The sequence below is a fragment of the Microbacterium sp. NPDC090007 genome (assembly GCF_044748345.1).
In the GTDB taxonomy this organism is placed as follows: Bacteria; Actinomycetota; Actinomycetes; order Actinomycetales; family Microbacteriaceae; genus Microbacterium.
In genome coordinates, this window is sequence record NZ_JBIVFV010000001.1 from 152784 (window position 1) to 177987 (window position 25204).

26 protein-coding genes and 1 riboswitch are annotated in these 25204 nt (G+C 72.9%); of the genes, 13 read left to right on the forward strand and 13 right to left on the reverse strand.

Annotation, left to right across the window (positions count from 1 at the left end):
* Window positions 1-295: 295 nt before the first annotated feature.
* The gene (locus ACIPVB_RS00640) at window positions 296-1153 is read left to right on the forward strand and encodes a Cof-type HAD-IIB family hydrolase (RefSeq protein ID WP_400366056.1); all 858 of its coding nucleotides are present in this window, start codon (window positions 296-298) and stop codon (window positions 1151-1153) included.
* 195 nt (window positions 1154-1348) lie between these two features.
* Here the strand turns inward: ACIPVB_RS00640 and ACIPVB_RS00645 are convergent, their stop codons facing one another.
* The 4 genes from ACIPVB_RS00645 to ACIPVB_RS00660 are packed head-to-tail and all read right to left on the reverse strand — an operon-like array spanning window position 1349 to window position 4724.
* Window positions 1349-2179 carry an SDR family oxidoreductase gene (locus ACIPVB_RS00645; RefSeq protein ID WP_400366058.1) on the reverse strand — a complete coding sequence of 277 codons (831 nt, stop codon included), beginning with the start codon at window positions 2177-2179 and terminating at the stop codon, window positions 1349-1351.
* Window positions 2176-2952 carry an enoyl-CoA hydratase/isomerase family protein gene (locus ACIPVB_RS00650; protein WP_400366059.1) on the reverse strand — a complete coding sequence of 259 codons (777 nt, stop codon included), beginning with the start codon at window positions 2950-2952 and terminating at the stop codon, window positions 2176-2178. Before ACIPVB_RS00650 ends, ACIPVB_RS00645 begins: the two co-directional genes overlap by 4 nt.
* Entirely contained in the window at window positions 2949-3710 is a 762-nt protein-coding gene (locus ACIPVB_RS00655; protein WP_400366061.1) for an SDR family NAD(P)-dependent oxidoreductase, read from the reverse strand. The genes ACIPVB_RS00650 and ACIPVB_RS00655 overlap by 4 nt, the downstream gene beginning before the upstream one ends.
* A gap of 45 nt (window positions 3711-3755) precedes the next feature.
* On the reverse strand, window positions 3756-4724 hold the full coding sequence (locus ACIPVB_RS00660) for a hypothetical protein (protein WP_400366063.1): 969 nt from the start codon (window positions 4722-4724) through the stop codon (window positions 3756-3758).
* An 85-nt stretch (window positions 4725-4809) separates the two neighbouring features.
* Between ACIPVB_RS00660 and ACIPVB_RS00665 the strand changes: the two genes are divergently transcribed.
* On the forward strand, window positions 4810-5304 hold the full coding sequence (locus tag ACIPVB_RS00665; protein WP_400366065.1) for a GNAT family N-acetyltransferase: 495 nt from the start codon (window positions 4810-4812) through the stop codon (window positions 5302-5304).
* Between the two features lie 64 nt (window positions 5305-5368).
* On the opposite strand, the gene ACIPVB_RS00670 is transcribed toward ACIPVB_RS00665, so the two are convergent.
* The 3 genes from ACIPVB_RS00670 to ACIPVB_RS00680 form a co-directional block, all read right to left on the reverse strand.
* Complete coding sequence (locus tag ACIPVB_RS00670) at window positions 5369-6166, reverse strand: energy-coupling factor transporter transmembrane component T family protein (RefSeq protein ID WP_400366067.1); 798 nt, start codon at window positions 6164-6166, stop codon at window positions 5369-5371.
* Window positions 6163-7611 carry an ABC transporter ATP-binding protein gene (locus tag ACIPVB_RS00675; protein WP_400366069.1) on the reverse strand — a complete coding sequence of 483 codons (1449 nt, stop codon included), beginning with the start codon at window positions 7609-7611 and terminating at the stop codon, window positions 6163-6165. The genes ACIPVB_RS00670 and ACIPVB_RS00675 overlap by 4 nt, the downstream gene beginning before the upstream one ends.
* The gene (locus ACIPVB_RS00680) at window positions 7611-8261 is read right to left on the reverse strand and encodes an ECF transporter S component (RefSeq protein ID WP_400366071.1); all 651 of its coding nucleotides are present in this window, start codon (window positions 8259-8261) and stop codon (window positions 7611-7613) included. The genes ACIPVB_RS00675 and ACIPVB_RS00680 overlap by 1 nt, the downstream gene beginning before the upstream one ends.
* Window positions 8254-8364, reverse strand: a riboswitch (TPP riboswitch). It overlaps the preceding gene by 8 nt.
* Window positions 8365-8401: 37 nt before the next feature.
* Here ACIPVB_RS00680 and ACIPVB_RS00685 point away from each other — a divergent pair.
* The 3 genes from ACIPVB_RS00685 (at window position 8402) to ACIPVB_RS00695 (ending at window position 11188) form a co-directional block, all read left to right on the forward strand.
* Entirely contained in the window at window positions 8402-10075 is a 1674-nt protein-coding gene (locus ACIPVB_RS00685) for a D-alanyl-D-alanine carboxypeptidase family protein (protein ID WP_400366073.1), read from the forward strand.
* Entirely contained in the window at window positions 10075-10431 is a 357-nt protein-coding gene (locus ACIPVB_RS00690) for a GntR family transcriptional regulator (RefSeq protein ID WP_400366075.1), read from the forward strand. Before ACIPVB_RS00685 ends, ACIPVB_RS00690 begins: the two co-directional genes overlap by 1 nt.
* Before the next feature lie 91 nt (window positions 10432-10522).
* Window positions 10523-11188 (forward strand): SDR family NAD(P)-dependent oxidoreductase, encoded by a 666-nt coding sequence (locus tag ACIPVB_RS00695; RefSeq protein ID WP_400366076.1) that lies wholly within the window; start codon window positions 10523-10525, stop codon window positions 11186-11188.
* 77 nt (window positions 11189-11265) lie between these two features.
* Here the strand turns inward: ACIPVB_RS00695 and ACIPVB_RS00700 are convergent, their stop codons facing one another.
* Genes ACIPVB_RS00700 through ACIPVB_RS00720 form a run of 5 tightly spaced genes read right to left on the reverse strand, consistent with a single transcriptional unit; the run spans window position 11266 to window position 15016 of the window.
* Window positions 11266-11448: a DUF5302 domain-containing protein gene (locus tag ACIPVB_RS00700; protein ID WP_400366078.1), complete on the reverse strand. Its 183-nt coding sequence runs from the start codon at window positions 11446-11448 to the stop codon at window positions 11266-11268.
* Window positions 11449-11487: 39 nt separating this feature from the next.
* The gene (locus ACIPVB_RS00705) at window positions 11488-12414 is read right to left on the reverse strand and encodes a DnaJ domain-containing protein (RefSeq protein ID WP_400366080.1); all 927 of its coding nucleotides are present in this window, start codon (window positions 12412-12414) and stop codon (window positions 11488-11490) included.
* Window positions 12415-12466: 52 nt separating this feature from the next.
* Window positions 12467-13114 carry a hypothetical protein gene (locus ACIPVB_RS00710; protein ID WP_400366082.1) on the reverse strand — a complete coding sequence of 216 codons (648 nt, stop codon included), beginning with the start codon at window positions 13112-13114 and terminating at the stop codon, window positions 12467-12469.
* Window positions 13111-13932 carry an LssY C-terminal domain-containing protein gene (locus ACIPVB_RS00715; protein WP_400366084.1) on the reverse strand — a complete coding sequence of 274 codons (822 nt, stop codon included), beginning with the start codon at window positions 13930-13932 and terminating at the stop codon, window positions 13111-13113. The genes ACIPVB_RS00710 and ACIPVB_RS00715 overlap by 4 nt, the downstream gene beginning before the upstream one ends.
* Window positions 13933-13951: 19 nt before the next feature.
* Complete coding sequence (locus tag ACIPVB_RS00720; RefSeq protein WP_400366086.1) at window positions 13952-15016, reverse strand: enoyl-CoA hydratase/isomerase family protein; 1065 nt, start codon at window positions 15014-15016, stop codon at window positions 13952-13954.
* A 99-nt stretch (window positions 15017-15115) separates the two neighbouring features.
* Here ACIPVB_RS00720 and ACIPVB_RS00725 point away from each other — a divergent pair, with 99 nt between their 5' ends.
* Genes ACIPVB_RS00725 through ACIPVB_RS00735 form a run of 3 tightly spaced genes read left to right on the forward strand, consistent with a single transcriptional unit; the run spans window position 15116 to window position 18240 of the window.
* Entirely contained in the window at window positions 15116-16552 is a 1437-nt protein-coding gene (locus ACIPVB_RS00725) for an ATP-binding cassette domain-containing protein (protein ID WP_400366088.1), read from the forward strand.
* Window positions 16549-17367, forward strand: coding sequence for an ABC transporter permease (locus ACIPVB_RS00730; protein ID WP_400366089.1), 819 nt, complete (start codon window positions 16549-16551; stop codon window positions 17365-17367). Before ACIPVB_RS00725 ends, ACIPVB_RS00730 begins: the two co-directional genes overlap by 4 nt.
* A 54-nt stretch (window positions 17368-17421) precedes the next feature.
* Window positions 17422-18240 (forward strand): sulfite exporter TauE/SafE family protein, encoded by an 819-nt coding sequence (locus ACIPVB_RS00735; RefSeq protein ID WP_400366090.1) that lies wholly within the window; start codon window positions 17422-17424, stop codon window positions 18238-18240.
* Window positions 18241-18270: 30 nt separating this feature from the next.
* On the opposite strand, the gene ACIPVB_RS00740 is transcribed toward ACIPVB_RS00735, so the two are convergent.
* Complete coding sequence (locus ACIPVB_RS00740; RefSeq protein WP_400366092.1) at window positions 18271-18669, reverse strand: hypothetical protein; 399 nt, start codon at window positions 18667-18669, stop codon at window positions 18271-18273.
* Between the two features lie 158 nt (window positions 18670-18827).
* Here ACIPVB_RS00740 and ACIPVB_RS00745 point away from each other — a divergent pair, with 158 nt between their 5' ends.
* The 5 genes from ACIPVB_RS00745 (at window position 18828) to cofC (ending at window position 25139) form a co-directional block, all read left to right on the forward strand.
* Window positions 18828-19379, forward strand: coding sequence for a DUF6611 family protein (locus ACIPVB_RS00745; protein WP_400366094.1), 552 nt, complete (start codon window positions 18828-18830; stop codon window positions 19377-19379).
* A 127-nt stretch (window positions 19380-19506) separates the two neighbouring features.
* A complete protein-coding gene (cofG, locus tag ACIPVB_RS00750) occupies window positions 19507-21861 on the forward strand; it encodes a 7,8-didemethyl-8-hydroxy-5-deazariboflavin synthase CofG (RefSeq protein ID WP_400366096.1) in 2355 nt (784 codons plus the stop codon).
* A complete protein-coding gene (locus ACIPVB_RS00755; RefSeq protein WP_400366098.1) occupies window positions 21858-23348 on the forward strand; it encodes a flavin-containing monooxygenase in 1491 nt (496 codons plus the stop codon). The genes cofG and ACIPVB_RS00755 overlap by 4 nt, the downstream gene beginning before the upstream one ends.
* The gene (fgd, locus tag ACIPVB_RS00760; RefSeq protein ID WP_400366099.1) at window positions 23345-24355 is read left to right on the forward strand and encodes a glucose-6-phosphate dehydrogenase (coenzyme-F420); all 1011 of its coding nucleotides are present in this window, start codon (window positions 23345-23347) and stop codon (window positions 24353-24355) included. Before ACIPVB_RS00755 ends, fgd begins: the two co-directional genes overlap by 4 nt.
* A 145-nt stretch (window positions 24356-24500) precedes the next feature.
* Window positions 24501-25139 (forward strand): 2-phospho-L-lactate guanylyltransferase, encoded by a 639-nt coding sequence (gene cofC / locus ACIPVB_RS00765; protein ID WP_400366101.1) that lies wholly within the window; start codon window positions 24501-24503, stop codon window positions 25137-25139.
* Window positions 25140-25204: the final 65 nt, after the last annotated feature.

Below are 25204 nucleotides of genomic sequence, written 5' to 3' on the forward strand. Positions count from 1 at the left end.
CGAAGGACACGCGCCGCGACGTCTCCTGCGAAGCCGCCCGGACAAACAAAAAAGGACCCGAAGGCGGTGCTCTCGCACTGCGTTCGGATCCTGCCTGCATGACCAGTCACATGTCCGCCGGTCACTGTACACGAAGATCCGCGGATGACGAACTGCGCCGCCGCACGCGCGGGCCGGTCGAGTACCGTGGCGGTGTCGCCCGTTCTCCGAGCCCGGGAATCACGGCTTCCGACGCGGCATCCGCGTCGATCCCCCGATCTGATCGCGACTCGGCGTCGATCGCTGTGGAGTGCACATGACCCGCATCGCCTTCCTCGACGTCGACGGCACGATCCTCGAGCATGGCTCGGTGATCGCCCCCTCGACGGTGACCGCCGTGCGCACGGCGCGCGAGAACGGCCATCTCGTGTGGCTCTCCACGGGGCGCTCGGCGGGCGACATCCACCCCGAGGTGCTCGCGATCGGCTTCGACGGGGCGATCACCAACGGGGGCGCGTACGCGACCCGCGGCGGCGATCCCGACGAGGCCGCCCTCATCGTCGAGCAGCCGATGCCCCGCGCCGACGTCGAGGCCCTCGAGCGCTACTTCGAGGCCCACGGCATCCACTACTTCCTGCAGACCCACGGGGGCGTGTACGCGAGCGCCGGCATGGGCCCCGTGATGACCGCGTACCGCCGCGAGCGGCACGAGAAGCGCGCCGCCGAGCTCGAGGCCGAGGGCCTGCCGCCCGAGCAGCCCCTCTGGCGCGAGCCGCGGCCGGTCTCGGAGGTCGACCGCGACGCCGTCGCGAAGGCCGTGTTCGTCAGCCCCTCGACCGACACCGTCGCGCACGCGGCGGCCGCCCTCGGCGCAGGCTTCCACGTCATCCCCGGTTCGATCCCGCTCCCCGGGGGATCGAACGGCGAGATCGGGCAGGCCGGCGTCACCAAGGGCTCCGCGATCACCGCGGTGCTCGCCCGGTTGGGTCTGTCGGCGACGGATGCCATCGGCATCGGAGACAGCTGGAACGACGTCGAGATGTTCGAGGTGGTCGGCACGCCCGTCGCGATGGGCAACGCTCAGCCCGAGCTGCAGCGCCTCGCGGGTCGGGTCACCACCGCGGTGCTGGACGACGGCGTGCACAACGCGTTCGCGGAGCTCGGGCTGATCTGACGGGCCGCGCCGGCGCCGGCGCCCCCCTCGATAAACGCCGATCCTCGCGAGACACGCCGCGTCGCAGCGTGTCTCGCGAGGATCGGCGTTTATCGGCGGGAAGGCGGGACGGCGAAGGCGGGACGGCGGGAGGGCGGGACGGCGAGGGCGGGACGGCCAGGGCGGGACGGCGGGGGCGGGAGGGCGGGGGTTTGCTCAGTCCAGGAAGATGTCGGGGTACATCGCCTCGTCGGGGGTGCCCGGCACGGCGGCGTATCCCGAGAAATCCGTGACCCCGGCGGCCTGCAGCACGTCTTCGACGATCAGCGTCTGACCGGTGCGCTCGCGCGCCGGGGCCGTCAGCACCTCGTAGGCGGCGTCGGCGTAGATCTCGGGCGTGCGAGAGACGCGCATGAGGCGGTCGCCGCCGATGACGTTCTGCACCGCGGCGGTGGCGATGGTGGTGCGCGGCCACAGGGTGTTCGCGGCGATCCCGGCGTCGGCGAACTCCGCCGCGAGCCCGAGGGTCGCCATGGTCATGCCGAACTTCGCCAGGCTGTACCCGGTGTGCGCGCCGAGCCACGCGGGCGTGACGTTCAGCGGCGGAGATAGCGACAGAATGTGCGGATTCGCCGCGTCGCGCAGCTGCGGCACGGCGGCCCGCGAGAGCAGGAAGGTCCCGCGCACGTTGACGTCCTGCATCAGGTCGTACTTCTTCGTCGACAGCTCGAGGGAGCCCGACAGGTCGATGACGCTGGCGTTGTTGACGACGATGTCGATGCCGCCGAATTCTCCCACCGTCCGCATGACCGCCTCGGTGATCGAGGCCTCGTCGCGCACGTCGCCGACGATCGGCAGCGCGCGGCCGCCGGCCGCCCGGATCTGCTCCGCGGCGGTGTGCACCGTCCCCTCGAGCTTCGGGTGCGGGGTGTCGGTCTTGGCGAGCATGGCGATGTTCGCCCCGTCGCGGGCCGCGCGCAGCGCGATCGCGAGGCCGATGCCGCGGCTGCCACCCGACATGAGGATGGTCTTTCCCGAGAGCGTCATGCGCGTCCTTTCGCGGAGGCGGTGGCGAACGCAGCGACACGCGCCCTCGCCGCGGGGGTGTCGAAGGCCGCACCGATCGTGGCGGCCTCATCGGCGAGGTTGTCGGCGAACGTCCGCCCCGCTCCCACCCGGACGAGGCGGGTGGCCTGCCCGAACGCGGCGGTCGCGCCGTCCAGCCAGAACCGGGCGATCGCCTCGACGCGCGCCGCCAGGTCCGCGGATGCCACGACCTCGGCGACCAGGCCCCAGTCGCGGGCCTCGGCGGCATCCAGCATGCGGTCCTGCAGCAGCAGCTGCAGCGCGCGGCGTTGGCCAATCGCCGCGGGGAGCAGGGTCGACACGCCGAGGTCGGGAGTGAGGCCGATGTTGGCGTAGCGGCTGACGAAGCGGGCGGTGTCGCTCGCGACGACGTAGTCGGCGGTGAGCATGAGGCCGAGGCCACCGCCGGCGACCGCGCCCTGGACGGCGGCGACCATCGGCAGGGGCGCTTCGGCGAAGGTGCGGATGCCGTCGTGGATCGCGGCGGCCGTGTCGGTCACGTCGCGGCCGGAGGCGCCGGTGGTGGACATCGCGACGACATCGCCGCCGGCGCAGAAGGCGGGGCCGTTGGCATCCAGGATCACCGCCCCCACCGAGGAGTCGGAGGTCACCCGGTGCGCGACGTCGCGCCAGCGCCGCGCCATGGGGAAGTCCATCGCGTTGAGCGAGGCGGGACGGTCGAAGGTGACGCGGGCGAGTCCGTCGACGATGGAGAGCAGGATGCCGTCGGTCATTTCGGGGCCATCCGGATCGCACCGTCGAGGCGGATCGTCTCGCCGTTGAGGTAGCCGTTGTCGACGATCGCGAGCACGAGGCGCGCGTATTCGTCGGGGGCGCCGAGGCGCGAGGGGTAGGGCACCTGCTGACCCAGGGAGTCCTGGGCGGCCTGCGGGAGCCCCTTGAGCATCGGGGTCTCCATGATGCCCGGGGCGATCGTGGCGACGCGGATGCCGTGGCGGGCGAGCTCGCGGGCGATCGGCAGGGTCATGGCGTGCACGCCGCCCTTGCTCGCCGAGTACGCGGGCTGACCGATCTGCCCGTCGAAGGCCGCGACGCTGGCGGTGTTGACGATGACGCCGCGGTCGCCACCGGGCGTGGGATCGCTCTGCGCCATGACCGCGGACGTCTGGGCGATGACGTTGTAGGTGCCGACGAGGTTGACGCGGATCACCCGTTCGAAGTCGGCGAGCGACGAGGGGGTCCCGTCGCGGTCGAGCACCTTGGCCGGCGGGGCGATCCCCGCGCAGTTCACCACGACGCGCAGGGGACCCGCCTCCGTGGCGCGGGCGGCGGCGGCGGCGATCTGCTCGGCATCCGTCACGTCGGCGGCGGCGAAGGCTCCGCCGAGTTCGGCGGCGACGGCGGTGCCCGCCGACGAGGGCAGATCGACGATCGTGACGTGCGCCCCGGCGTCCGCCAGGCGACGCGCGGTCGCAAGGCCCAGTCCCGAGGCACCCCCCGTCACGAGGGCCGAGGCTCCGGTGATGTCCATGCGTTCTCCTTCGAAGCTGAAACCGGGTCCCACCTTAGCCGAGACTCAGGTTCGGGTGCCGCCGCGCAACCGGCGCTGCCAGACCCGGACGGGATTTGTGCGGATCGCGGCCGTCGCTGCCCCGTCGACCAGCAGGATGACCTCTTCGGGCTTCCACCCGTAGGCCACGGCGAGGTGCTGCCCCACTCCGGTGAGCGCTTCGGCCACCGACAGTTCGGCGCCGCGGGGGACGTCGGCGGCCCCGGGATCGAGGTCGCGGGCAGCGGCACGCAGTTCGGCGACGAGTCCGCGCATGCGCTCCGGGCCGTACGCCGCGGACGCGAGGTCCCAATCGCCCACCACGACGGCGGAACCGGCCGGGCACGCGACGGGCTGCCGTCGCGCGCTCGATGCGACGCGCAGGCGGACCACCGCCGCCCCGATGACGACCACGGCCACGCCGCCCAGCACGGTGGCGGGGGCGAACGAGAACGCGACGCGGTACAGCACGGACTCCCACCCGGCGACGACGCCGACCGCCACCCGCGCCACGCAATACAGGGCGAACGCCGCCGTGGTCACGCAGATGACCCGGATCGGCCCGAACGGCTCGATGCGCGCCCGCGCGCACACCCACGCGCACACGCCGCACGCGACGGCCAGGGCGAGCGCCTTGACCACCAGGGAACCGGGAAGAGGGACCACCGCCGTCACGATCGCGACGATCAGCGACAGCGACAGTGCCGCCGCCGACATGGTGCGCACGCTCCGCCCATCGAGCGTCGCGACCGCCATCACCAGCAGCGAGGGGGCCAACACCATCGCGACGTCCCCCAGCACGAGGGGGAGGATGCCGCCGGCCGCCGCGTAGATGGAGTACATCGCGCTCGACCCGACGGCCGTCACCCCCGCCACCGCCACGAAGCGCAGGAAGAGGGTCATGGGTGCGGGAGTACCGATGCGCGGCAGCGCCACGAACGCGACCACCGATGCCACGGCGGCGCAGACGGCCAGCAACGCCCACGACAGTTCCATCGCACCTCCCCCTGGCCTCATTCTGCCCCGACCGCGGCAGGTCGGCGACAATCGGGCGCCGATGCATCGCACCTAGGCTCGAACCGTGAGCAAAAGCGGCTACAGAATCGACGCGGTCGAGGTGGACGACCCTCGCGCGGTCGACCTGCGCACCCTGCTGGATGCCGATCTCGACGAGCGCTATCGCGACGCGGACGCCGATGACACTCCGGCGTTCGCCGCCCGGCGCGCGGCCGCTCTGGCCGTGCATCCCGAGCAGGTCGTGGCGACCCTGCTCGCGGTGGAGGCCGAGGGGACTCCGCTCGGGCACGTGATGCTGCGCCGGCTCGGGGCGGAATGGGAGCTCAAACGCCTCATCGTGCTCCCGGCCGCCCGCCGGCGCGGGGTGGGTCGCGCGCTGACGGCCGAGGTCGTCGACCGCGCCCGTCGCGGCGGGGCCGCCCGCGTGATCCTGCAGAGCGGGCGGATGCAGCCCGAGTCCCTGCGGATGTACGCCGCCGCCGGCTTCCGCCCCATCCCCGTGTACGAGCCCTACGTCGAGACGATGCCGCGCTCGCTCTGCTTCGAGTACGTGTTCTGAGCCGTCGGGCTCTCGAGGTGAGGCGCCCCGTCGCCGCAGCTGCGAGGCCGCGCGACGCCCCGGGCTAACCGCCCACCACTCGGAACGCGCCGGACAGGACCGCCGCCCCGAGCGCCGCGGCCACCAGGACCGCCGCCCCGGCCAGGGCGACGGCATCCCTCCACGACACCGTCGACGCCCGCGCCCACGTGCGCTCGACGTCGGCGCCGAAGCCGCGGGCCTCCATCGCGGTGGCCAGCGTCGTGCCCCGGCGCACGGCGAAGACGAGCAGCACGAACGCCATCCCGAAGAAGCGGCGCAGGGCGCCGCGGTCGCCGAGTCCGCGGGCGCGCCGGGCGAGAGCCATCGTGCGCCAGTCGTCGACGAAGAGTCCGACCGTGCGGGTACCCGCCAGAACGCCCAGCACGAACCGGCTGGGCAGCTTGGCCACCTGGGCCAGAGCGTCGGCGAGCTCGGTCGGATCGGTGCGCGCGAACAGCAGGATCAGCGGCAGCGCCAGCGCCACCACGCGCAACAGGACGGCGAGCGACAGGGCGATCGAGTCGTCGCTCACCGTCGCGAACAGGAACGTTGCGTAGACGGTGCCCCCGGGCCGGGCGTACAGCAGCATGCCGAGGGCGGCGACGGGGGCGAAGACCAGCACCGGTACGAGCCGCTTGAGCACCGTGACGGCGGCGACGCCGGTGAGGGGCACGCACACCAGTTCGAACAGGATCGCGGCACCGGCGCTGACGGCGTCGAGCGACACCAGCAGCGGCACGGCGAGCACGATCACCATCGCGACCTTCGTCACGGGGTTGACGCCGTCGAGCCAGGCCCGAGGGGCCGGCGCGAGGGCGATCGGCGCGGACACGGCGCTCACGCGGCATCCCCCATCTCGATCCGATGCTGCCCGAGGTGGGTGATCACATCGGCGTCGTGCGTGACCGCCACGACCGTGCGCCCCCGATCGACCTCGCGTTGCAGAAGGGCGACCAGTTCCCGCCAGCCCCGGCGGTCCTGTCCGAACGTGGGTTCGTCGAGCACGATCACCGCGGGCGAGGCGGCCAGCACGGTGGCCACCGAGAGGCGGCGCTTCTGCCCGCCCGACAGCGTGAAGGGGTTCGCGAGGGCGAGGGATGCCAGATCCAACCGGTGCAGCAGGTCGTCGACGATCTCGTCTGTCTGCGCCGCCGACATCTTCAGCGCGCGGGGCCCGACCGCGAGCTCGTCGCGCAGGGTCGCGGCGAGGAATTGATGCTCGGGCTCCTGGAAGACGGTGCCGATGCGCGTGAGCAGCTCCGTCGAGCGCCAGCGCGAGGGGCGGGTGATCGCGCGCGCGGCGAGGGGGCGGGCGGCGACGACCTCACCCGACAACTCGGGCAGCAGTCCCGCGAGGGTGAGGGCGAGCGTCGACTTCCCGGCACCGTTGGGTCCGGTCACCACGGTCGCGGCCCCCTCGGGCACGGCCAGATCCAGGCCCGCCGCCACGACCGTGCGCCGCTCGCGGCCGATCGACAGCCGGCGCGTCGACAGCGCGGCATCCGTCGCTCCGAGCGCCCCGGGCGACGGCAGGTCGATCCGGCGCCCGGGAACCCAGACACCGTCGTCGGCGAGCGCGTCTCCATGAGCGGCGAACACCCGTTCGGGCGGGCCGTCGGCGAGCACCCCGCCCCCGGGCGCCAGCACGACCACGCGGGTCATGAAATCGGCCCAGACGGCGGTGCGGTGCTCGATCAGCACCAGCGTCGTCCCCGCGCGCGCCACGACCGCCTCGACGGCCGCGCGCACCTCTCGCACGCCCGCGGGGTCGAGGTTGGCGGTCGGCTCGTCCAGCAGCAGCAACCCCGGCCGCATCGCCAGCACCCCGGCGAGGGCCAACCGCTGCTTCTGTCCGCCCGAGAGGGCCCGGGTGGGGCGGTCGAGGGGCACGGTCAGGCCGACGGATGCCACGGCTTCGGCGACCCGGGACGGGATCTGCGCCGCCGGGACGGCGAGGTTCTCGCACCCGAAGGCCACGTCGTCACCGACCTTCGACAGCACGATCCCGGCCTCGGGGTCCTGCTGCACCAGGCCGATGCGACCGCGGCGGGACGCGGGCGCGTGCCCGTCGACGAGGATCCTGCCGGTCGCCTCTCCCTCGTCGCTTCCGCCGAGCAGTCCCGCCAGTCCGGCGAGGAGCGTCGACTTGCCGGCACCGGAGGCGCCCAGCAGCAGCACGCGCTCCCCGGGCTCGATCCGGAGGTCCACGCCTCGCGTGGCGGGGAGCCTGCGGCCGGCGTACCGCCAGCCCCAGCCGTCGACGTCGACGCGCGCGGGGCCCGGCATCAGACGTCGCGGCGCGCGTCCCGCCCGGCGGCGAACCGGTTGAGCGCCCCGGTGGCGGCGAGCGCACGCACCAGCAGCCAGCCGACGAGGCCCGCGAGCAGGGCTCCCGACACGACGAGGCTGCCGAGGTAGATGAGGTTGAACTCGAGCGTCTTGGCGATGTTGGGCGCGGTTCCCACGAACAGCTCCAGCACCCAGGCGCCGACGCCCGCACCCACGCCCGCGAGCAGAGCGACGGGGAGGGTGAAGCGCACGTAGAGGAACGCCAGGAAGATCAGCTCGGCGCCGAGACCCTGGGCCAGGCCCGAGAAGATCGTCGTCACGCCCCAGACGTTGCCGATCAGCGCCGACACGATCGCGGCGATCACCTCGACCAGCAGCGCCGCACCGGGCTTGCGGATGACGAGGCCGCCGACCACGCCGCCGAGCAGCCAGATCCCGACCGCGAGACCGCCGAGACCGGGGGTGAGGCCGTCCATCGCGACGAACCAGAGTCCGCCGACGGTGTTCCATCCCCAGAAGACGAGGCCGAGCGCGACGCCGAGGACGGCGGCGACGACGATGTCGACGACGCGCCACCCGAAGCGGTTCGCGGGGGCTCCGTCCGTGCGGGTCGCACCGGTCGAGCGGGCAGACGTGGACGTGTGCATGTGATCTCCTCCCTGCGCCGGCATGATCCGGATCAGGTTCGACGGTCGAAGCGTGGATTCGCTTCCTCTCAGCCCGGATCACCGGACTCCCGTGGGTGGTGCTGACGAGTATAGACAGAGCGGCGGGGTAGCGTGGGCGGGTGCACGAGCAGATCCCGGCCACGCGGCGCGCGCGACGCCTGCGGAATGCTCCGACGCCCGACGAGCCCACCCCCGCGATCCCCGGCGCGCAGCCCCTCGGCCCGGCACTGTCGAGCGAGGGCGATCTGCGTGCGGGCGAGAGGACCATGGATGCCACGGCCCCGGCGGTGCGCGACGACCCGGCTCCCGCCCCCCGCCCGCACGCCGCACCCGCACCGGAAGCCGCCCCCGGCACACCTCCCGCACCCGCGGCGGCACCCGGCCCTGACCCGAGGTCCGCGTCCGACGCCGGTGCCGCACCTGCTCCCGCCGTCGCAACCGGGCCCACCGACGCCCCGGTCGTCATCGGCGCGCTCGCCTGGGTCGATCCCGACGATGCCGGCGGCCCCCGCCCCGCGCCCGCGTTCGTGGTGTCGGGCGCCACGGCGCGCCAGAGCGACCTGCTGGCGGGCGCGCGACGCCGTCGGCTGCGCCCCGCGACCGTCATCCCTCCCGTCCTGCTGGTTCTGCTGCTCGCCGCCTACGCTGCCACGACGCTGCTGTGGCCGCTGAACGCGGTCGCGCCGCAGGCCCGCGCGGTCGTCGTCCAGCCCACGGCGGCGCCCGCGTCCGAACCCGCGTGGCCCGCCGCGGGCGAGGCGGCGATCGCGATCGACGGCGTGCCCGGGACGCTGTCGTCGTCTGCGAGCGCACCCGAATCCATCGCGAGCATCACCAAGGTCGTCACCGCCCTCGTCGTTCTGGACCGCCTGCCCCTCGCCCCCGGAGAGCAGGGCGAGTCGTATGCGTTCACCCAGGCCGACAGCGCGGACTACTGGCAGTACCGGGCCCGCGGCGAATCGTCCCTCGACGTTCCCGTCGACGGCAGCCTCACCCAGCTGCAGATGCTCCAGGGCATGCTCATCGCCTCGGCGAACAACTACGCCCAGCGCTTGGCATCCGATCTCTTCCCGACGGATGCCGAGTTCTCGGCCGCCGCCAACACCTACCTCGCGGAGCGGGGCACCGAGGGCATCACGATCGTCGACCCCACGGGCATCGAGGCCGGCAACACGGCGACCCCGTCCGCGCTGATCGCCCTTGCGGAACGGGCGCTGGCGAACCCCGTGATCGCCGAGATCGTCCGCACCCCCGAGCTGAGCCTGCCCGGGGCGGGGACCTTCTCGAACGGCAACGCGCTGCTGTCGGACCCGGGCGTCGTCGGGGTCAAGACCGGCACGCTCGACGCGTGGAACCTGCTCACCGCGAAAGACATCACCGTCGGCGGCGCCACCGTTCGCGCCTACGCGTCCGTGCTCGGCCAGCCCGGTCCCGACTCGCGCAACCAGGCCACGCGCGACCTGTTCGACCGCCTCGAGCAGGAGCTGCAGCCGCGCCCCTCGGTCACGGCGGGCACCGTGGTCGGCAAGGTCGAGACGCTGTGGGGCGACGACGTCGACATCGTCACGGCGTCCGATGCGACCGTCGTGCTGTGGAACGGCGGTGCGGCCAACACCTCGACGCGGTTTGACCTCGGCGATCGGACGCAACCCGGTGACACGGTGGGCGCCCTGACCGCGACCGGCCCGGTCGACACGGCGAGCGTCGACGTGCAGCTCGCGGGCGAGATCGACCCCCCGGATCCCTGGTGGCGCCTGACCCATCCCCTCGACCTGTTCGGGCTGAACGACTGATGGACCTCTCACTGGACGCCGCGTCCCCCGCACCGCCGTTCGAGCAGGTGCGGGCGCAGATCATCGCGCGCATCGACGACGGGTCGCTGGTCGTCGGCACACGACTGCCGCCCGTGCGGACGCTGGCGACGCAGCTCGACCTGGCGGCGAACACCGTCGCGCGGGCGTACAAGGAGCTCGAAGAAGCCGGATACGTCGAGACGCGGGGTCGGGCCGGGACGTTCGTGAAGGGCGTCGATGCGGCGTCCACCCGGGCCGCCGGTGCGGCGCGCGCGTACGTCGACACGGTTCGTCGCCTCGGGGTGTCGGCGGACGACGCCGTCGCGCTCGTGCGGGCGGCGCTTCGCGACCGGTGACCGGAGCGTCGTCCGCGGCATGCACGCGTCGTCCGCCGGAGGGGCCGGCACCCCGTCGCGCGCCCCCGTGGACGCGTTCTACGCTCGATCCATGCCCCTCGTCCTGGTCACCGGCGCCGCGCGCGCCGACAGCATCGCGGCGGGTATCGTCCCCCGCCTCCGAGCCGACGACTGGCAGGTCGTCACCAGCGACCTCGAGGCCGGCGACTTCCCGTGCGACCTCTCCGACCCCGACGCACCCACCGAGCTCATCGCCCGCGTCCATGCCGCCCACGGTCCCCTCCACGCGCTGGTGCTGAGCCACGCGCACGGTGTGGAATCCGGCATCCTCGACACCACCGCCGAGAGCTTCGACCGCCACGTCGCCGTCAACGCCCGAGCGACCCTTCTGATGATCGCGGCGTTCGCGCGTCAGGTCGACGAATCCGGCGGCGCCGTCGTCGCCTTCACGAGCGACCACACCACCGGCAACCTCCCGTACGGCGCGTCCAAGGGCGCTCTCGACCGCATCGTGATCTCCGCCGCGCGCGAACTGGGATCGCGCAACATCTCCGCCAACGTCGTCAATCCGGGCCCGATCGACACCGGCTGGATGGATGCCGACACCCGCGACGCCCTGATCGGCCACCACCCGCTCGGACGTTTCGGGCGGCCGCGCGACATCGCCGAGATCACGGCGTTCCTGCTGTCGGACGCCGGCCGCTGGGTCAGTGGGCAGCTCCTGCACACGGACGGCGGCTTCTCCGCGCGGTTCTGAGGCCCATCGCGCGGCCGCCGCCGCGCCGGCGCAGCCGCGGGCAGACGCCGTTCGGGACGTCCCCCCGCGCGCCGCGGTCAGCCGCTCTTGCGACGGAACTCGCGCTTGGTCACCGCGCCGTGCGTGCCCTGGACGGCGGAATGCCCGTCCAGATGCGCCTGACCCGACCGGTGCTGGCCGTTCTTCTTCTCGAGCGCCTCTTTGAACTTGCGCTTCATCTCGTCCGACGCCGAAGCGCCCGGGTTGTCGTCGGTACTCATCGCCCCACCCTAAGCACCTCGCGCGCGCGCCGCGACCGCTCAGACGTGGCGGACCCGCTGCTGCAGGCGCGTGCGGATGTCGAACAACTCGGTGCCGCCGACCTCTCGACCGCCCGTGATACCGCGCCTCAGCAGGGTGGTCAGGGCACTGCGCGTCACGAGGGCGACGGGGGTGCCGCGCACCTTGCCGAGTTCGGTGATGGCGTCGAGCACGTCCTCATCGGGCAGGACCACGATCGCCCCGCTGAAGCGCACACCCGCGGAGCGCGCGATCACCCGGGCGCGCGAGACCAACTCGGTCACCGGTGCGCCGATCACGTTCGGGCCGCTGATCTCCCCGCGGCGCACACCGACTGGACCGCCGAAGTCCTCGCTCAGCAGCGCGTAGAGACCGCTCGGGCCGAGCACCAGGTGGTCGACCTTCTGCTCGGGATCGACGCCGTCACGATCGGCGAACACGTCGTGCCACACCGTGTAGCCCATCCCCAGCTCCGAGACCAGGCGCGCGGTCTCCTCCTCGGCGAGCGCGTCGGCCAGGATGTGGCGGATCTCGGGGGGCGCCGACCGCACGAGCGCGGGATCGTACGGATCGGGGATCTCGACTCCGCGACCGACCCACTCGCGGATCAGACCGAGGTAGCGCTCGCGGCGCCACCCGCCGGGTTGGCCGTGCGAGCGCGCCCGTGGCCGCGTGTCGGTCTGTTTCGGGGCGGCGGATGCCGCCGACGCCCCCGCCCATTCGGGCGACGACGTCCCGCGACCCCGGTCGTAGGCGCTGCGGGCCTCGGGCGTTCCGACGAGCTCCCACGCGCGCTGCACCTGCACGAACTGGGCGGCGTCGCCGCCCGTGTCGGGGTGCGTCTCGCGCAGGCGCACGCGGTAGGCGCGGCGCAGGCTCTCGTCGTCGACATCGGCGGTCACGCGGAGCACCTCGTATGCCGACGACGACATGGGACTGTCGAACACGTACGTCATTCCGTTCTGCCGCGTCCTGCTGCGGGACGCGGCGCCTTTCAGGCTAACCCGACGCGCCCGGGGGCGGTCCCGCCCGACGCTGGGAACGCGCCGAGCGCCGCGTACGAGCACGCCGAGGCGCACCCGCGCGCCGGGGGGCACGAGCACGCCGGGGGGTGCGAGGGCGCCGGGCGTACGCCGCGGCATCCCGACTCGACAGCGCCAACAGCACGAGGATGTCCAGGGCCAGGGTGATGAACGTGGTGCGTACCGAGATCTCCTGCCCGAGCTCCCACCACCCCACGAAGCTCAGCGCGATCGACACCACCGAGATGAGCATGACGAACACCCTGGAGCGGTTGCCGCCGAAGAGGATGCGGATGCCGAGCACCACCTGCAGCGCCGCGACGGCGCCGAGGATGCCGAGGAACAGGGCGGAGTCGACACCGAGGTCGGACGCGCGGAAATCCGGCGCCTCGCCCGCGTCGCCGCTCCACGCCCCGGCGGCATCGCGCAGCCACGGCGGCAGCGCGAAGGCGACGCTGACGGCCCACACCGCCCCGGCCAGCGCCCGCAGCAGGACGAGGACGGCTCCGGCGACCGTGGCCAGGGGCCGATGTCCGCCCGGCGGGACATCCTCGGGGGCGTGCGGCGGCTCGAACGCGAGGCGCTTGCGGGGTACGCGCTCGGTCGCGCCGTCGTCGGATGTCACCGCACCGCCTCCGTGTCCACGCCGCGCACGTCGATGATCGGCAGGTCACCGTCGGTGGTGATGCTGTCGCCGCCGCCGTTGCGCGAGTGATACCCCGTTGCGAAGTCCCGGATGACGTCGACCTCGACGCCCGGCATCCGCGCCACCGTGCCGACGATGTGATCGCGTTCGATGTCGGTGTCCGCATCGATGCGGTGCGTGACCTGCAGGGTGAACAGCGACAGCCCGACCGCGCGATCGAAGGTTCCGGCGGCGAGCCAGTCGACGCGGCGTCCCCCGGGGAGCAGCCATCCGTCGGGGCACTGCCACAGCCGCACGTGGTGCCGCTGGGCGGGCGAGCCCGCCACCTCCTGCTGGTAGGCGAGGTCCTGCATCCTGCCGAAGAGGAACAGCGGGCTGACGGGCGCGCGGGGATAGCTGCGCCGCCGCAGCGTCGACGAGATGATGCGCCACGACGAGCGAAGGCTCACCGGATCCGCCGGGATCCAGCCCGCGGCCGCCATCACGGCCTCGACCTGCGCCCGTTCGCCGAGGAGCGCCAGGTTGACCGGGTCGCCGAGCAGACCGTCCGACGTGCGGGTGCGCCCCATGAAGTAGTCGGGCACGTAGATGGCGGTGAGGATGCGGTGCATCCGCGGCAGCACCAGGTAGGCCAGCAGCACCCAGAACGCGACCGCCATGAGCACCCCCGCCCATCCGAGCGAGAACGACTGCGTGAGGCTCAGGTAGGCGAGCCAGACCGCGGCGAGACCGGCGAAGACGAAGAAGAACCCGTCGAGGGCTCTGCCGATCGACCAGCGGCGCCGCGGAGTGGTCATGGCCGGATCCGCCTCGCCCTCACCACAGCGCGGGCTCCGGCTCGAACGCGAACGCCTCGGCGATGCGCTCGGGCGGCAGGTCGGACAGCACCGCGGGCGACCACCGGGGCGCGCGATCCTTGTCGACGACCTGCGCGCGGATCCCCTCGACGAGGTCGGGCTGGGTGAGCGCGAACCACAGCACCAGGCCGTACTCCTGGGCCAGAGCCGCCCGCAGCGACGGCAGCGCGCGAGCGTGCCGGACGGCCTCGAGCGTCACGGCGAGCGCCGTGGGGGCCGAGTCGGCGAGCAGTTCCGCCGTCTCGCGCGCCTCGGGCTCGGATCGCGCGCGCAGTCGCTCGATGATCCCGGCGACGTCGTCCGCGGCGAAGGCGTCGTCGATCCACCCGCGCATCCGCGCGAAGCGCGAGGGTTCGGGGCTCTCGTCGAACAGCAGCACCAGTTCGGTGGGGCTCGACGGATCGGCGCGGTTCTCGAGCGCCTCGTACAGCGCCTCGAGGTGGGCGGTGGGCACCATGTGGTCGGCGAAGCCGGCGTACAGCGCGTCCGCGGCATCCATCTCTCCCCCCGTCAGAGCCAGATACTCGCCGATCCGACCGGGAGCCCGGGCCAGCAGCCACGACCCTCCGACGTCGGGGGTGAAGCCGATGCGCGTCTCGGGCATCGCCAGGCGCGAGCGCTCGGTGACGATGCGGATGGCCGCGTGCCCGGCCAGGCCGATGCCCCCGCCCATGCACACGCCGTCGGCGATCGCGATCACCGGCTTGGCCGAGGTGGCGATGGCGTGGTCGAGCGCGTACTCCTCGCGGAAGAACGCGTGCACCTCGTCGACCCGCCCTGCGGTGACCATGGCGTGCAGGGCGCGGATGTCGCCGCCGGCGCAGAATCCGCGCTCGCCCGCCCCGTCCAGCAGCACGACGTCGACGTCGGTGTCGCGCTGCCACCGGTCCAGGGTCACGTGCAGCGCACGGATCATGTCCAGATCGAGCGCGTTGATCGCGCGCGGGCGGTTCAGGGTCAGGTGGCCGAGACCGCGACGGCCTCCGACCAGGACGCTGTCGTCGTCGGTTCGCTGGGCGTGCACGGTGCCACGTTACACACGCCGAACGGGGGGCCTCGAGATGCGTTTTCGCCCCCGGATCGGGGAAGATGGAAAGAACGCCCGCCCAACGAAAGGTGTCGCATGCCCGACGGACAGGTGATCGAGCTCGCCGGACTCACCAAGCGCTTCGGGGCGGTGTCGGCGGTCGACGACCTCACGGCGCTCATCGAGCCCGGGCGGGTGACCGGTTTCCTGGGTCCCAACGGCGCCGGCAAGACCACCTCGTTGCGCATGCTGCTGGGCCTGGTCCGTCCCACGTCGGGCACCGCCCGGATCGGCGGTCAGCGCTACAGCGACCTGGCGTCGCCGCTGCAGACCGTGGGCGCCGCCCTCGAGGCGTCGAGTTTTCATCCCGGCCGTTCGGCCGCGAACCATCTGAAGGTCGCGGCACGTGCGGCGCGCATCCCCACCGCGCGGATCGACGAGGTCCTGGGACTGGTCGGACTGGCCGACGTCGCCGGGCGCCGGGTGGGCGGTTTCTCGCTCGGCATGCGTCAGCGATTGGGCTTGGCGACCGCGCTGCTGGGCGATCCGGGTGTCCTCGTGCTCGACGAACCCACGAACGGCCTCGACCCCGAGGGCATCCGCTGGATGCGATCGCTGCTGCGCCACCTCGCCGAAGAAGGTCGCACCGTCCTCATCTCCTCGCACCTTCTGGCCGAGGTGCAGCAGACGGTCGACGCGTTGCTGATCATCTCGGCCGGACGCCTGGTGTTCCAGGGTGGCATCGAAGACCTCGCCGATCCGGAGGAGTTCGCCACGGTGGTCGACTCCCCCGATCGCGCCGGGCTGTCGCGCGTGCTCGATGCCCACGGCATCCCGTATCAGGTGCTGCGCAACGGCTTCACGATCCGTCACCACGAGCCGGTCGAGGTCGGCGGGCTCGCCGCCGCGGCCGGCATCGCCCTGTCGCATCTGCAGAGCAAGGGCGCGAGCCTGGAAGACATCTTCCTCGAGCTGGTCAGCGGCGTGCGCGTGCACGCGAGCGCGGGGGCGCCGACGATCGCGGATGCCGCGACCCCGCCCCCCGTGTCCGACTCGGCGCCTGCGCCCGGCCCCCTTCCCGCACCGGAGGTCGACCCCGCAGCCACCCTCTCGGCCGAACCCGCGCCCGCGCTCTCCGCCGAACCCGCGCTCTCCGCCGAACCCGCGCCCGCGCTCTCCGCCGAACCGGCGCCCGCGCCGACGGCCGATCCGGCACCGCCCGCCGGACCCGCGCTGCGAGCGGAGCCCTTCGCGACCCCGGAGCCCGCGCTGCGCGAAGAGCCGCGACCGTCGACCGCGCTCGTCGCCGTGATCGCACCGCCCCGCGCCCGCGACACCCGCGCAGACTCCGCCGCGGCATCGCCCCCCGACGTGCCACGGCAGTCGTACGCCGTCGCCTCGACCGGGATCATCGACATCGTTCCCCCCTCCCCCCGGGTCGACGCACCCGCCGTCGGCGGCCCCGACGTCGATGCGGTCGCACCCGCCCCCGACGCCGCAGCCGCCCAGCCCACCGAGGAGGTCCAGCGATGACGCTCCTCGCCGCCACGCGATCCGAGTACACCAAGCAGTTCTCGACGGCCGGCTGGTGGGTGCTCGCGATCGTTCTCGTCGTCTACGTCGCGTTCACGTCCGGGGTCCTCGCGCTCGTGTTCGGCGGGGTGGCATCCGGTCGCCTGACCGGGGCCGGCGGCCCCGCCCCCGCGACCGACGGCATCCCCGCGCTCGTGTACAGCTCGGCCACCGCCGTGGGATACGTCTTCCCCCTGCTCATCGGCACGCTGATGGTCACGACGGAGTTCCGCCACAAGACGCTCACCCCCACGTTCCTCGCCACCCCCCGTCGCGGCGTCGTACTGGTGGGGAAGTTCGCCATCGGCATCCTGATCGGTCTGCTCTACGGCGTGGTGGGCTCGGCGGCCTCGATCGCCGCGGGTGCCGGAGTCCTGGGCTTCTTCGGGATCGACACCGCGCTCACCTCGGCCGACACGTGGACGCTGGTCGGGCGGATGCTGCTGGCCTACGCGCTGTGGGCCCTGGTCGGCATCGGCGTCGGCACGGTCGTGCGCAACCAGGTCGCCGCGATCGTGATCGTGCTCGCCGTCACCCTGTTCATCGAGCCCATCGTGCGCACCGTCGGCGGGGTCGTCGAGGGGTTCGCCGAGGTCGTGAAGTGGTTCCCCAGCGCCGCGAGCGACGCCCTCGTCGGGCAGACCATCTTCGGCGCGATCGGCTCCGGCGCGGGCGGGTCGCTCGAATGGTGGGCCGGCGGCCTGGTGCTGCTCGGCTACGCGGTCGTCCTGCTGGTGATCGGGCTCTTCACCACCTGGCGCCGCGACATCGACTGACGCGCGCCCCGCGGCCGCATTTGGCCCACCCCCGGCGACCGGCGAGAATCAACCGTGCTCGATGGACCGGTGATCGCCGAGTGGCTGCCCGTGTCGGTGTCGGCGCTCCTGCTGCTGCTCGTGGCCGCGGGGGTCGCCGGGTGGGTGGACGCGGTGGTCGGCGGCGGCGGGCTGATTCAGCTGCCGGCGCTCGTGATCGCGGTGCCGAAGGACATCGCGACCCCCTTCATCCTCGGCACCAACAAGCTGTCGTCGTTCTTCGGCACGCTCTCGGCCAGCGGCGTGTACCTGCGCAGGATCCGAGTGCAGCTCATCCTGCTGCTCCCCCTGGTCGCCGGGGCGTTCGGCGGCTCCGCGGTGGGCGCCGCGCTGTCGCGCTTCGTCCCCCGCGAGGTGCTCACCCCGATCGTCCTGGTGGCCGTGGTCGCCGTCGGCGTCTACACGCTGATCAAGCCGAAGATGGGCCTTCATCACGAGCCGCGTCACGACCGGCCCGTGGCGATCGGCTGGCGGGCGGGCGTGATCGGTCTGCTCGTGGGCTTCTACGACGGCATCCTGGGTCCGGGGACGGGGTCGTTCTTCGTGATCCTCATCGTGGGGGTGCTGGGGTACGGCTTCCTGCAGGCGAGTGTCAACGCCAAGATCGCCAACCTCACCACCAACCTCGCGGCGCTGATGGTCTACGGGGTGCACGGCGAGATCCTCCTGGCGCTGGGCCTGGCCATGGCCGCGCTGAACATCACCGGCGGCTTCATCGGCGCGCACATGGCGACGCGTCGCGGCAGCGGCTTCGTGCGCATCGTGTTCCTGGTGACGCTGTCGCTGCTGGTGGTCAAGCTCGCCTGGGACACCGTGGCGCAGTTCGCGGGCTGACCGCGGGAGCGGATGCCGCTCCGGAAGACCTCAGGCGACGATGTCGGCGACGTCCTCGGGTTCGGATGCCACGTCCAGCCGCAGCGCTTTGAGCAACGCCACGCCGTGCTTGGTGGTCAGCACGAGGCGTTCGAATTCGTCGTGACCGGCGAGGTCGATGACGACGCTGGGCTTGCGTCCGCGGATGATGACGAAGTCGTCGCCCCCCGCCGACTTCCAGGTGCCGGCCCCGACGACGACGGGAAGGTTGATGCCGGGGTTGGGGACGCCGCGGATCCAGGTCCAGGCGTCGTCGGTCAGCTGCACCCGCTCGATGTGCTCGCGCGGGACGACGATGTTGCTCTTGCGGAAGGACAACGCACGCTCGGTCGGCGAGAGCACGACCTCGAGCTGCGTCGAATCGAGCAGCAGGGTCACCATGGCTTCCATCCTGCCAGCGTCGGGGACGCCCCCTCGCTCTCGCACCTCACAGGACGGCAACGATCGCCCCGGGTGCGCGGAGCGCTGGGCGTTCGCGTCGCGCGCGACACCGCATGGGTTGCGTGAGGATCGTCCGCACCACGAGCCCGGGAGCGGACAGTGAAGACATGTCGAGCCGTTTGGAGCCCGGTCGATCCTCCGATCCGGAGCCGGGCACCCCCTCCGTCCCCCGCCGTCCGAAGCAGCGCTGGGGGTACATCACCCACTCCACGAGTCGCTACGGCAGCAGCGAGACCGAGCTGGTGGTGTACCCGCCCGACGCCTCCGAGCAGGAGCGCACGTGGGCGACCGGCGTGCACGCGTTCGCCCCCGTCGCGGCGACCGTCACCGTGCTCGCCGCCCTCGCCGTGGTACTGGCGGGGGTGTCCCCCGCCCACGCCTTCCCGACGATGATGGTGGTCCTCGCGGTGGGCGGTGCGGCCGCGCTGCTCAAGACGATGAGGGTGAGGCGCCGGTCCTGCGCGGTGTGGGTGGGGGTGTCGCCGCTGCACCCCGATCCCGATCGCGCGTGCGCGCGGCGCCGCCTCGAGGCCTTGGCCGACACCATGCACGACGCCTCGGACGCGCTCGCCGACGGGCGGATGTCGACGGCGGAGTATCTCGACCTCTGGCAGGACGTGTTCACCGAGGCGGGACTTCTTCGCGCGCAGTGGAACTGAGGCCGTCCACGCCCTCCGCCACGACGCGCACCCGGGGGCGACGGATGGATGCCGGAGCCACGCGCCAGCGGTTCGGGTCGACCGCGCCGCCGGCCCGGACGTCGGAGCCGCGGGATAGCCTGGAGCGATGAGTACGGGCAGTGTCGTGCCGCGTGTCACGCCGGCACCGGACACGTCGATCGACGGTCTGCTGGCGGCGATCTCCGCGGGGCACCGTCCCGACGTCGACGAGACCGAGGCCCTGCTGAGCGCCCCTCTCGAGACGCTCCTCGCCGTCGCCGCGGCCCTGCGCGACGAGGGGCTCGCGCGCGCCGGGCGCCCGGGGGTCCTCACCTACTCGCGCAAGGTGTTCGTCCCGCTCACGACCCTGTGCCGCGACCGCTGCCACTACTGCGTCTTCGTCGACACCCCCGGCCAGCTCGCCCTGCTGCGCAAGCCCGCCTACATGAGCCCCGAGCAGGTGCTCACCGTCGTCCGCCAGGGCCAGACGCTCGGCTGCAAAGAGGCCCTGCTCACCCTCGGCGACCGCCCGGAAGAGCGCTGGCCCGAGGCCCGCGCCTGGCTCGACGCGCACGGTTTCGCCTCCACGATCGACTACGTCGCCCACATCGCCCGACTCATCACCGCCGAGACCGGGATGCTCGTGCACGCGAACCCCGGCGTGATGCACCCCGACGAGCTCGCGACGCTGCGTCCGGTCTCGCCGTCGATGGGCATGATGCTCGAGACCACCTCACGCCGTCTGTACGAGGAGCCCGGGCAGGTGCACTTCGGCTCACCCGACAAAGACCCCGCGCTGCGCCTCAGCGTGATCGACGACGCCGGGGCGGCCGGCATCCCGTTCACCACGGGGATCCTCGTGGGAATCGGCGAGACGGTGCGCGACCGCGCCGAGTCGCTGATCGCCCTGCGCGAGATCGACGACCGACACGGTCATGTGCAAGAGGTGATCGTGCAGAACTTCCGCGCGAAGCCCCGCACCGCGATGCAGGGCGCCCCCGATGCCGACATGGCCGAGTACCTGGCCGCCGTCGCCGTCGCGCGTCTGGTCTTCGGGCCCGACATGCGCATCCAGGTGCCACCCAACCTCTCCGACCCGCGCGAGCTGGGGCTGCTGATCGCGGCGGGCATCGACGACTGGGGCGGGGTGTCCCCCCTGACCGCCGACCACGTCAACCCCGAGCGCCCGTGGCCGCAGATCGACGACCTCGCGGACCAGACCGCGGCGCGGGGCTACGTGCTGCGCGAGCGCCTCACCGCGCACCCCGAGTACGTCGACGCCGCGGAGCGCTGGATCGACCCCGCCCTGCACGCGGCGGTTCGGGCATTGGCGGATGCCACGGGACTCGCGGCCGACGTGAAGCCCGCGGCGGCGCTCGTCTCCGCGGTGGCGCCCGGCGCCGGTGCCGTGGACCCCGGCGTGACGCGTCTGGCCGAGCGGGCGGCATCCGCTCCCCTCGATCTCGACGACGACGACTGGGCTCGCCTGCTGCGCGCCACCGGAGCCGAGCTCGACGCGCTCACCGCGGCCGCCGACGACGCACGCCGCTACACGGTCGGCGAGCCCATCACCCTCGTGCAGAACCGCAACCTCACCTCGACGGGCTTGCGTCGCGCGGGTCGGGCGGGCGCGGGGGAGTTCGACCTCGACGACGCCGCCGACATCGCCGCGGATGCCGCCGCCCTCGGCGCGACCGAGATCTGCATCCAGGGGGCGCTGCCGCCCGGCGAAGACCCCTCCGGCTACCTCGACCTCGTGCGGGCCGTGAAGCGCGGGGCCCCCGGCATCCATGTGCACGCGTATCGGCCTCTCGACGTGCGCGACCTCGCCGACCGCGGCGGGTTCGGCCTCGACGGCGCTCTCGCCGCGATGCGCGAGGCCGGGGTCGACACCGTCCCGGGCACGGGTGTGAAGATCCTCAGCGAGCGCGTGCGTGCCCTCGTCGCCCCGGGCGACCTCGAGATCGATCGGTGGGTCGAGACGATCACCGCGGCGCACCGCGCGGGCTTCCGCTCGACCTCGGTGCTGTTCTACGGGCACGTCGAGACCGCCCCGGAGCGCATCGCTCACCTGCGCCGCCTCCGCGGGATCCAGGACGAGACCCACGGCTTCGCGGAGTTCGTCCCCATCCCCCTCCCCGGCGCGGGCGTGGCCCTGGTCGAGGGCCGCAGCCCGCTCGACGAGCATCGCGCGATGGTGGCCGTGTCGCGCCTGCTGCTGTCGGGCAGCATCCCCCACGTCCAGATCCCCTGGACCCGCGTGGGCCGCGAGACCGCTGCCGTGCTGCTGCGCTCGGGCGCGGACGACCTGGGCGGCACCCTCTACGACGGGCGCGTGCGGCCCGACACCGGCATCGAGCAGGGCCTCGAGCTGCCGGTCGCGGCCGCCGAGCGGATCGCGCGGAGCCTCATGCGACCCTTCCGCCTGCGCACGACCGACTACCGGGTGGCACCGCGACCGAGCGACGGACCGCTCGCATGAGGACCATCGACACGGTCGTGGTCGGGGCCGGGTTCGCCGGCCTCGCGATGGCCGGCGCCCTGCGGCGAGCCGGCCGTGACGACGTCCTCGTGCTGGAGCGCGCGGCCGACGTGGGCGGCACGTGGCGCGACAACACCTATCCCGGAGTCGCGTGCGACGTGCCCGCGCACCTCTACAGCCTCGCCGCGCACCCGAACCCCCGATGGTCGCGGACCTTCGCACCCGGGGCCGAGATCCGGGACTACCTGCGCGACGTCGCGGCGCGCGAGGGCCTCGGCGACCGCCTGCGGCTTCGCACCCCCCTCCTCGGAGCGCGGTGGGATGCCGGCGACTCCGTCTGGCGCATCGACACCGGCGCCGAGCCCGTCAACGCCCGCTCGCTCGTCCTCGCGTGCGGCCGGCTCACCGAACCGCACGTCCCCGCGATCGCCGGGCTCGAGTCCTTCGACGGGCCGCTCTTCCACTCCGCGCGCTGGGACCACGACGTCGACCTGACCGGAAAGCGGGTCGCCGTCGTCGGCACCGGCGCGAGCGCCGTGCAGCTCGTGCCCGAGCTCGCGCGCCGGGCCGCGCACGTCACGCTGTTCCAGCGCACGCCCGCGTGGATCGTGCCCCGCGGCGGCGGCGACATCCCGCCTGTCGAGCGCGAGCGCCTCGCCGCGCATCCGGGAGAACTGGCGCGCCTGCGCGCCGACCTGTACGCCGAGGGCGAGCAGCGTTTCGCCTCGCGATCGGGCGACGTCGTGGCATCCGCCGCCGCCCGTGACGCGGCCCTGCGACATCTGCACGCCCAGGTGGCCGACCCGGCGCTGCGGCGGGCGCTCACCCCCGACTACGCCTTCGGCTGCAAGCGCGTGCTGCTGTCGGACGCGTTCTACCCGGCGGTGGCCTCGGATGCCGTGACCCTCGAACCCACGGCCCTCGCCTCGGTCGACGGCTCGACGTTGACCGCCGCGAGCGGCGAGCGGTACGAGGCCGACGTGCTCGTGCTCGCCACCGGTTTCGCCGCGGCCGAGCAGCCCTACGCCGACCTGGTCCACGGCGAGACCGGAACCCTCGCCGCGCACTGGTCCGCGGGCATGACGTCGTTCGGCTCGACCGTGGTCGCGGGCTTTCCCAACCTCTTCGTGCTGAACGGCCCCAACGCCAGCCTCGGTCACAACTCCGCCGTGCTCATGGCCGAGGAGCAGGCCGCCTACGTCGTGCGCTCCCTCGCCCAGCGCGACCGACGGCCCTCGCGCGTGCTGCGCGTACGGCCCGAGGCCGAGGCGGCGTACACCGCAGAGATCGCCGCCGCTGCGGCATCCACCCCCTGGCTGACCGGGGGATGCCGCAACTGGTACGTTGACGCGCGCTCGGGGCGGCTCACGCTGCTGTGGCCGGGCACCGTCCAGGCGTTCCGCGAGCGCCTGACCGGCGCCGACGGGACGGAGTTCGAACCCGTGCACACCCCCGTGCGCGGCTGTGAGGTTGGAGGAGAGAGATGAGCGTTCCCCTGCGTTTCGGCTACAAGGCCTCGAGCGAGCAGTTCGGGCCGAACGAGCTGCTGGAGTTCGGCGTGCTGGCCGAGGAGGTCGGTTTCGATTCCGTCTTCCTCTCGGACCACCTGCAGCCGTGGATGCACGACGGCGGACACGCGCCCAACGCCCTGCCGTGGCTCGGCGCCCTGGGCGCGCGCACGCAGCGCGTCATCATCGGCACGAGCGTTCTCACCCCCACGTTCCGCTACCACCCCGGCGTCATCGCCCAGGTGTTCGCCACCCTCGGCGTGATGTACCCCGGTCGCGTCGTCCTGGGCGTCGGCACGGGCGAGGCGCTCAACGAGGTCACCCTGGGGCTGGACTGGCCCGAGCCGCCCGAGCGCTTCCAGCGCCTCAAAGAGGCCATCACCATCATCAACGAACTGTGGGCCGACGAGCGCGTCACCTACGAGGGCACCTACTACTCGGTGAAGGATGCCACCATCTACGACCGCCCCGCGCAGAAGGTGCCGATCTACATCGGAGCCTCGGGTCCCGCCGCCACCCGCCTGGCCGGTCGCATCGCCGAGGGCTACATCACCACGAGCGGCAAGGACCCCGCGCTTTACACCGACAAGCTGCTGCCGGCGCTCGATGACGGTCTCGGCAAGGCCGGGCGCACGCGCGACGACGTCGACACTCTCATGGAGGTCAAGGTCTCGTACCACCCCGACCACGACACCGCGATGGAGAAGACGCGCTTCTGGGCTCCCCTCGCGCTCACCGCCGAAGAGAAGATGAGCGTGCACGACCCGATCGAGATGCAGCGCCTCGCGAACGAGCTGCCGATCGAGCGCGCGGCCTCGCGCTTCATCGTGTCGACCGACCCCGACGAGCACGTCGAGCGCATCGCCCGCTACGTCGACCTGGGATTCCGTCACCTGGTGTTCCACGACCCCGGTCATGACCAGCGCGAGTTCCTGCACATGTACGGCGACGAGATCCTGCCGCGCCTGCGCAAGCGCTTCGGCTGAGGTGGGGCGGCGCTGCACGCGCCGCGTCCGCCCCTCACCGCTTTTTCCGCGCCGAACTCCTGAGAAATCGAACGTGGCTTGAACATTCCCGCCGAAACCGCCACCCTGACCGGATGACTCAGGAGTTCTGCACACAATGGACGCGATGAGCACTCTCGAAATCCGCGATGGCTGGACGGTCATCGTGCCGGTCAAGCCCGCCGCCGTCGGCAAGTCGCGCCTGATCGACGTCGGCACCGACCGCGAGGCCCTCGCACGTGCCATCGCGCTCGACACGATCACCGCCGCGGCCGCCGCCGACCTGGTCTCGCGCGTCCTCGTCGTCACCGACGACGCCGGGGTCCGCGCCGAGCTGCGGCGCCTGCGCGGCGTCGACGTCGTCCCCGAGGGCGACACCCGCGGACTCGACGCCGCGATCGCCCTGGGTGCCGACACCGCGGGGCTCGGTGTGCCGCGCGCCGCGCTGCTGGGCGACGTCCCCGCCCTGCGTCCCGCCGATCTCGACGTCGCGCTCCAGCTCGCGGCATCCGTCGAGAGAGGACTGGTTCCGGATGCCGAGGGCACCGGCTCCACCTTCATCACCGCGCGCGCGGGAGCGGTCTGGGTCTCGGCGTTCGGCGAGGACTCCGCGGCCCGCCACCGTCTGCTCGGCTGCACCGACCTCGCCGTCGACCGCGACTCGACGCTGCACCGCGACGTCGACACCGCCGCGCAGCTGTCGGCGGCCGTGGCCATGGGCGTCGGCCGGCACACGTCCGCGGTGCTAGCCGCTGCGGCGGCCTGAGCCGCGGCGGCGGCAGCTCGCGGCCTCCGCGGGGGTGCATCGACGCGACGTTTTCGACGAATCGA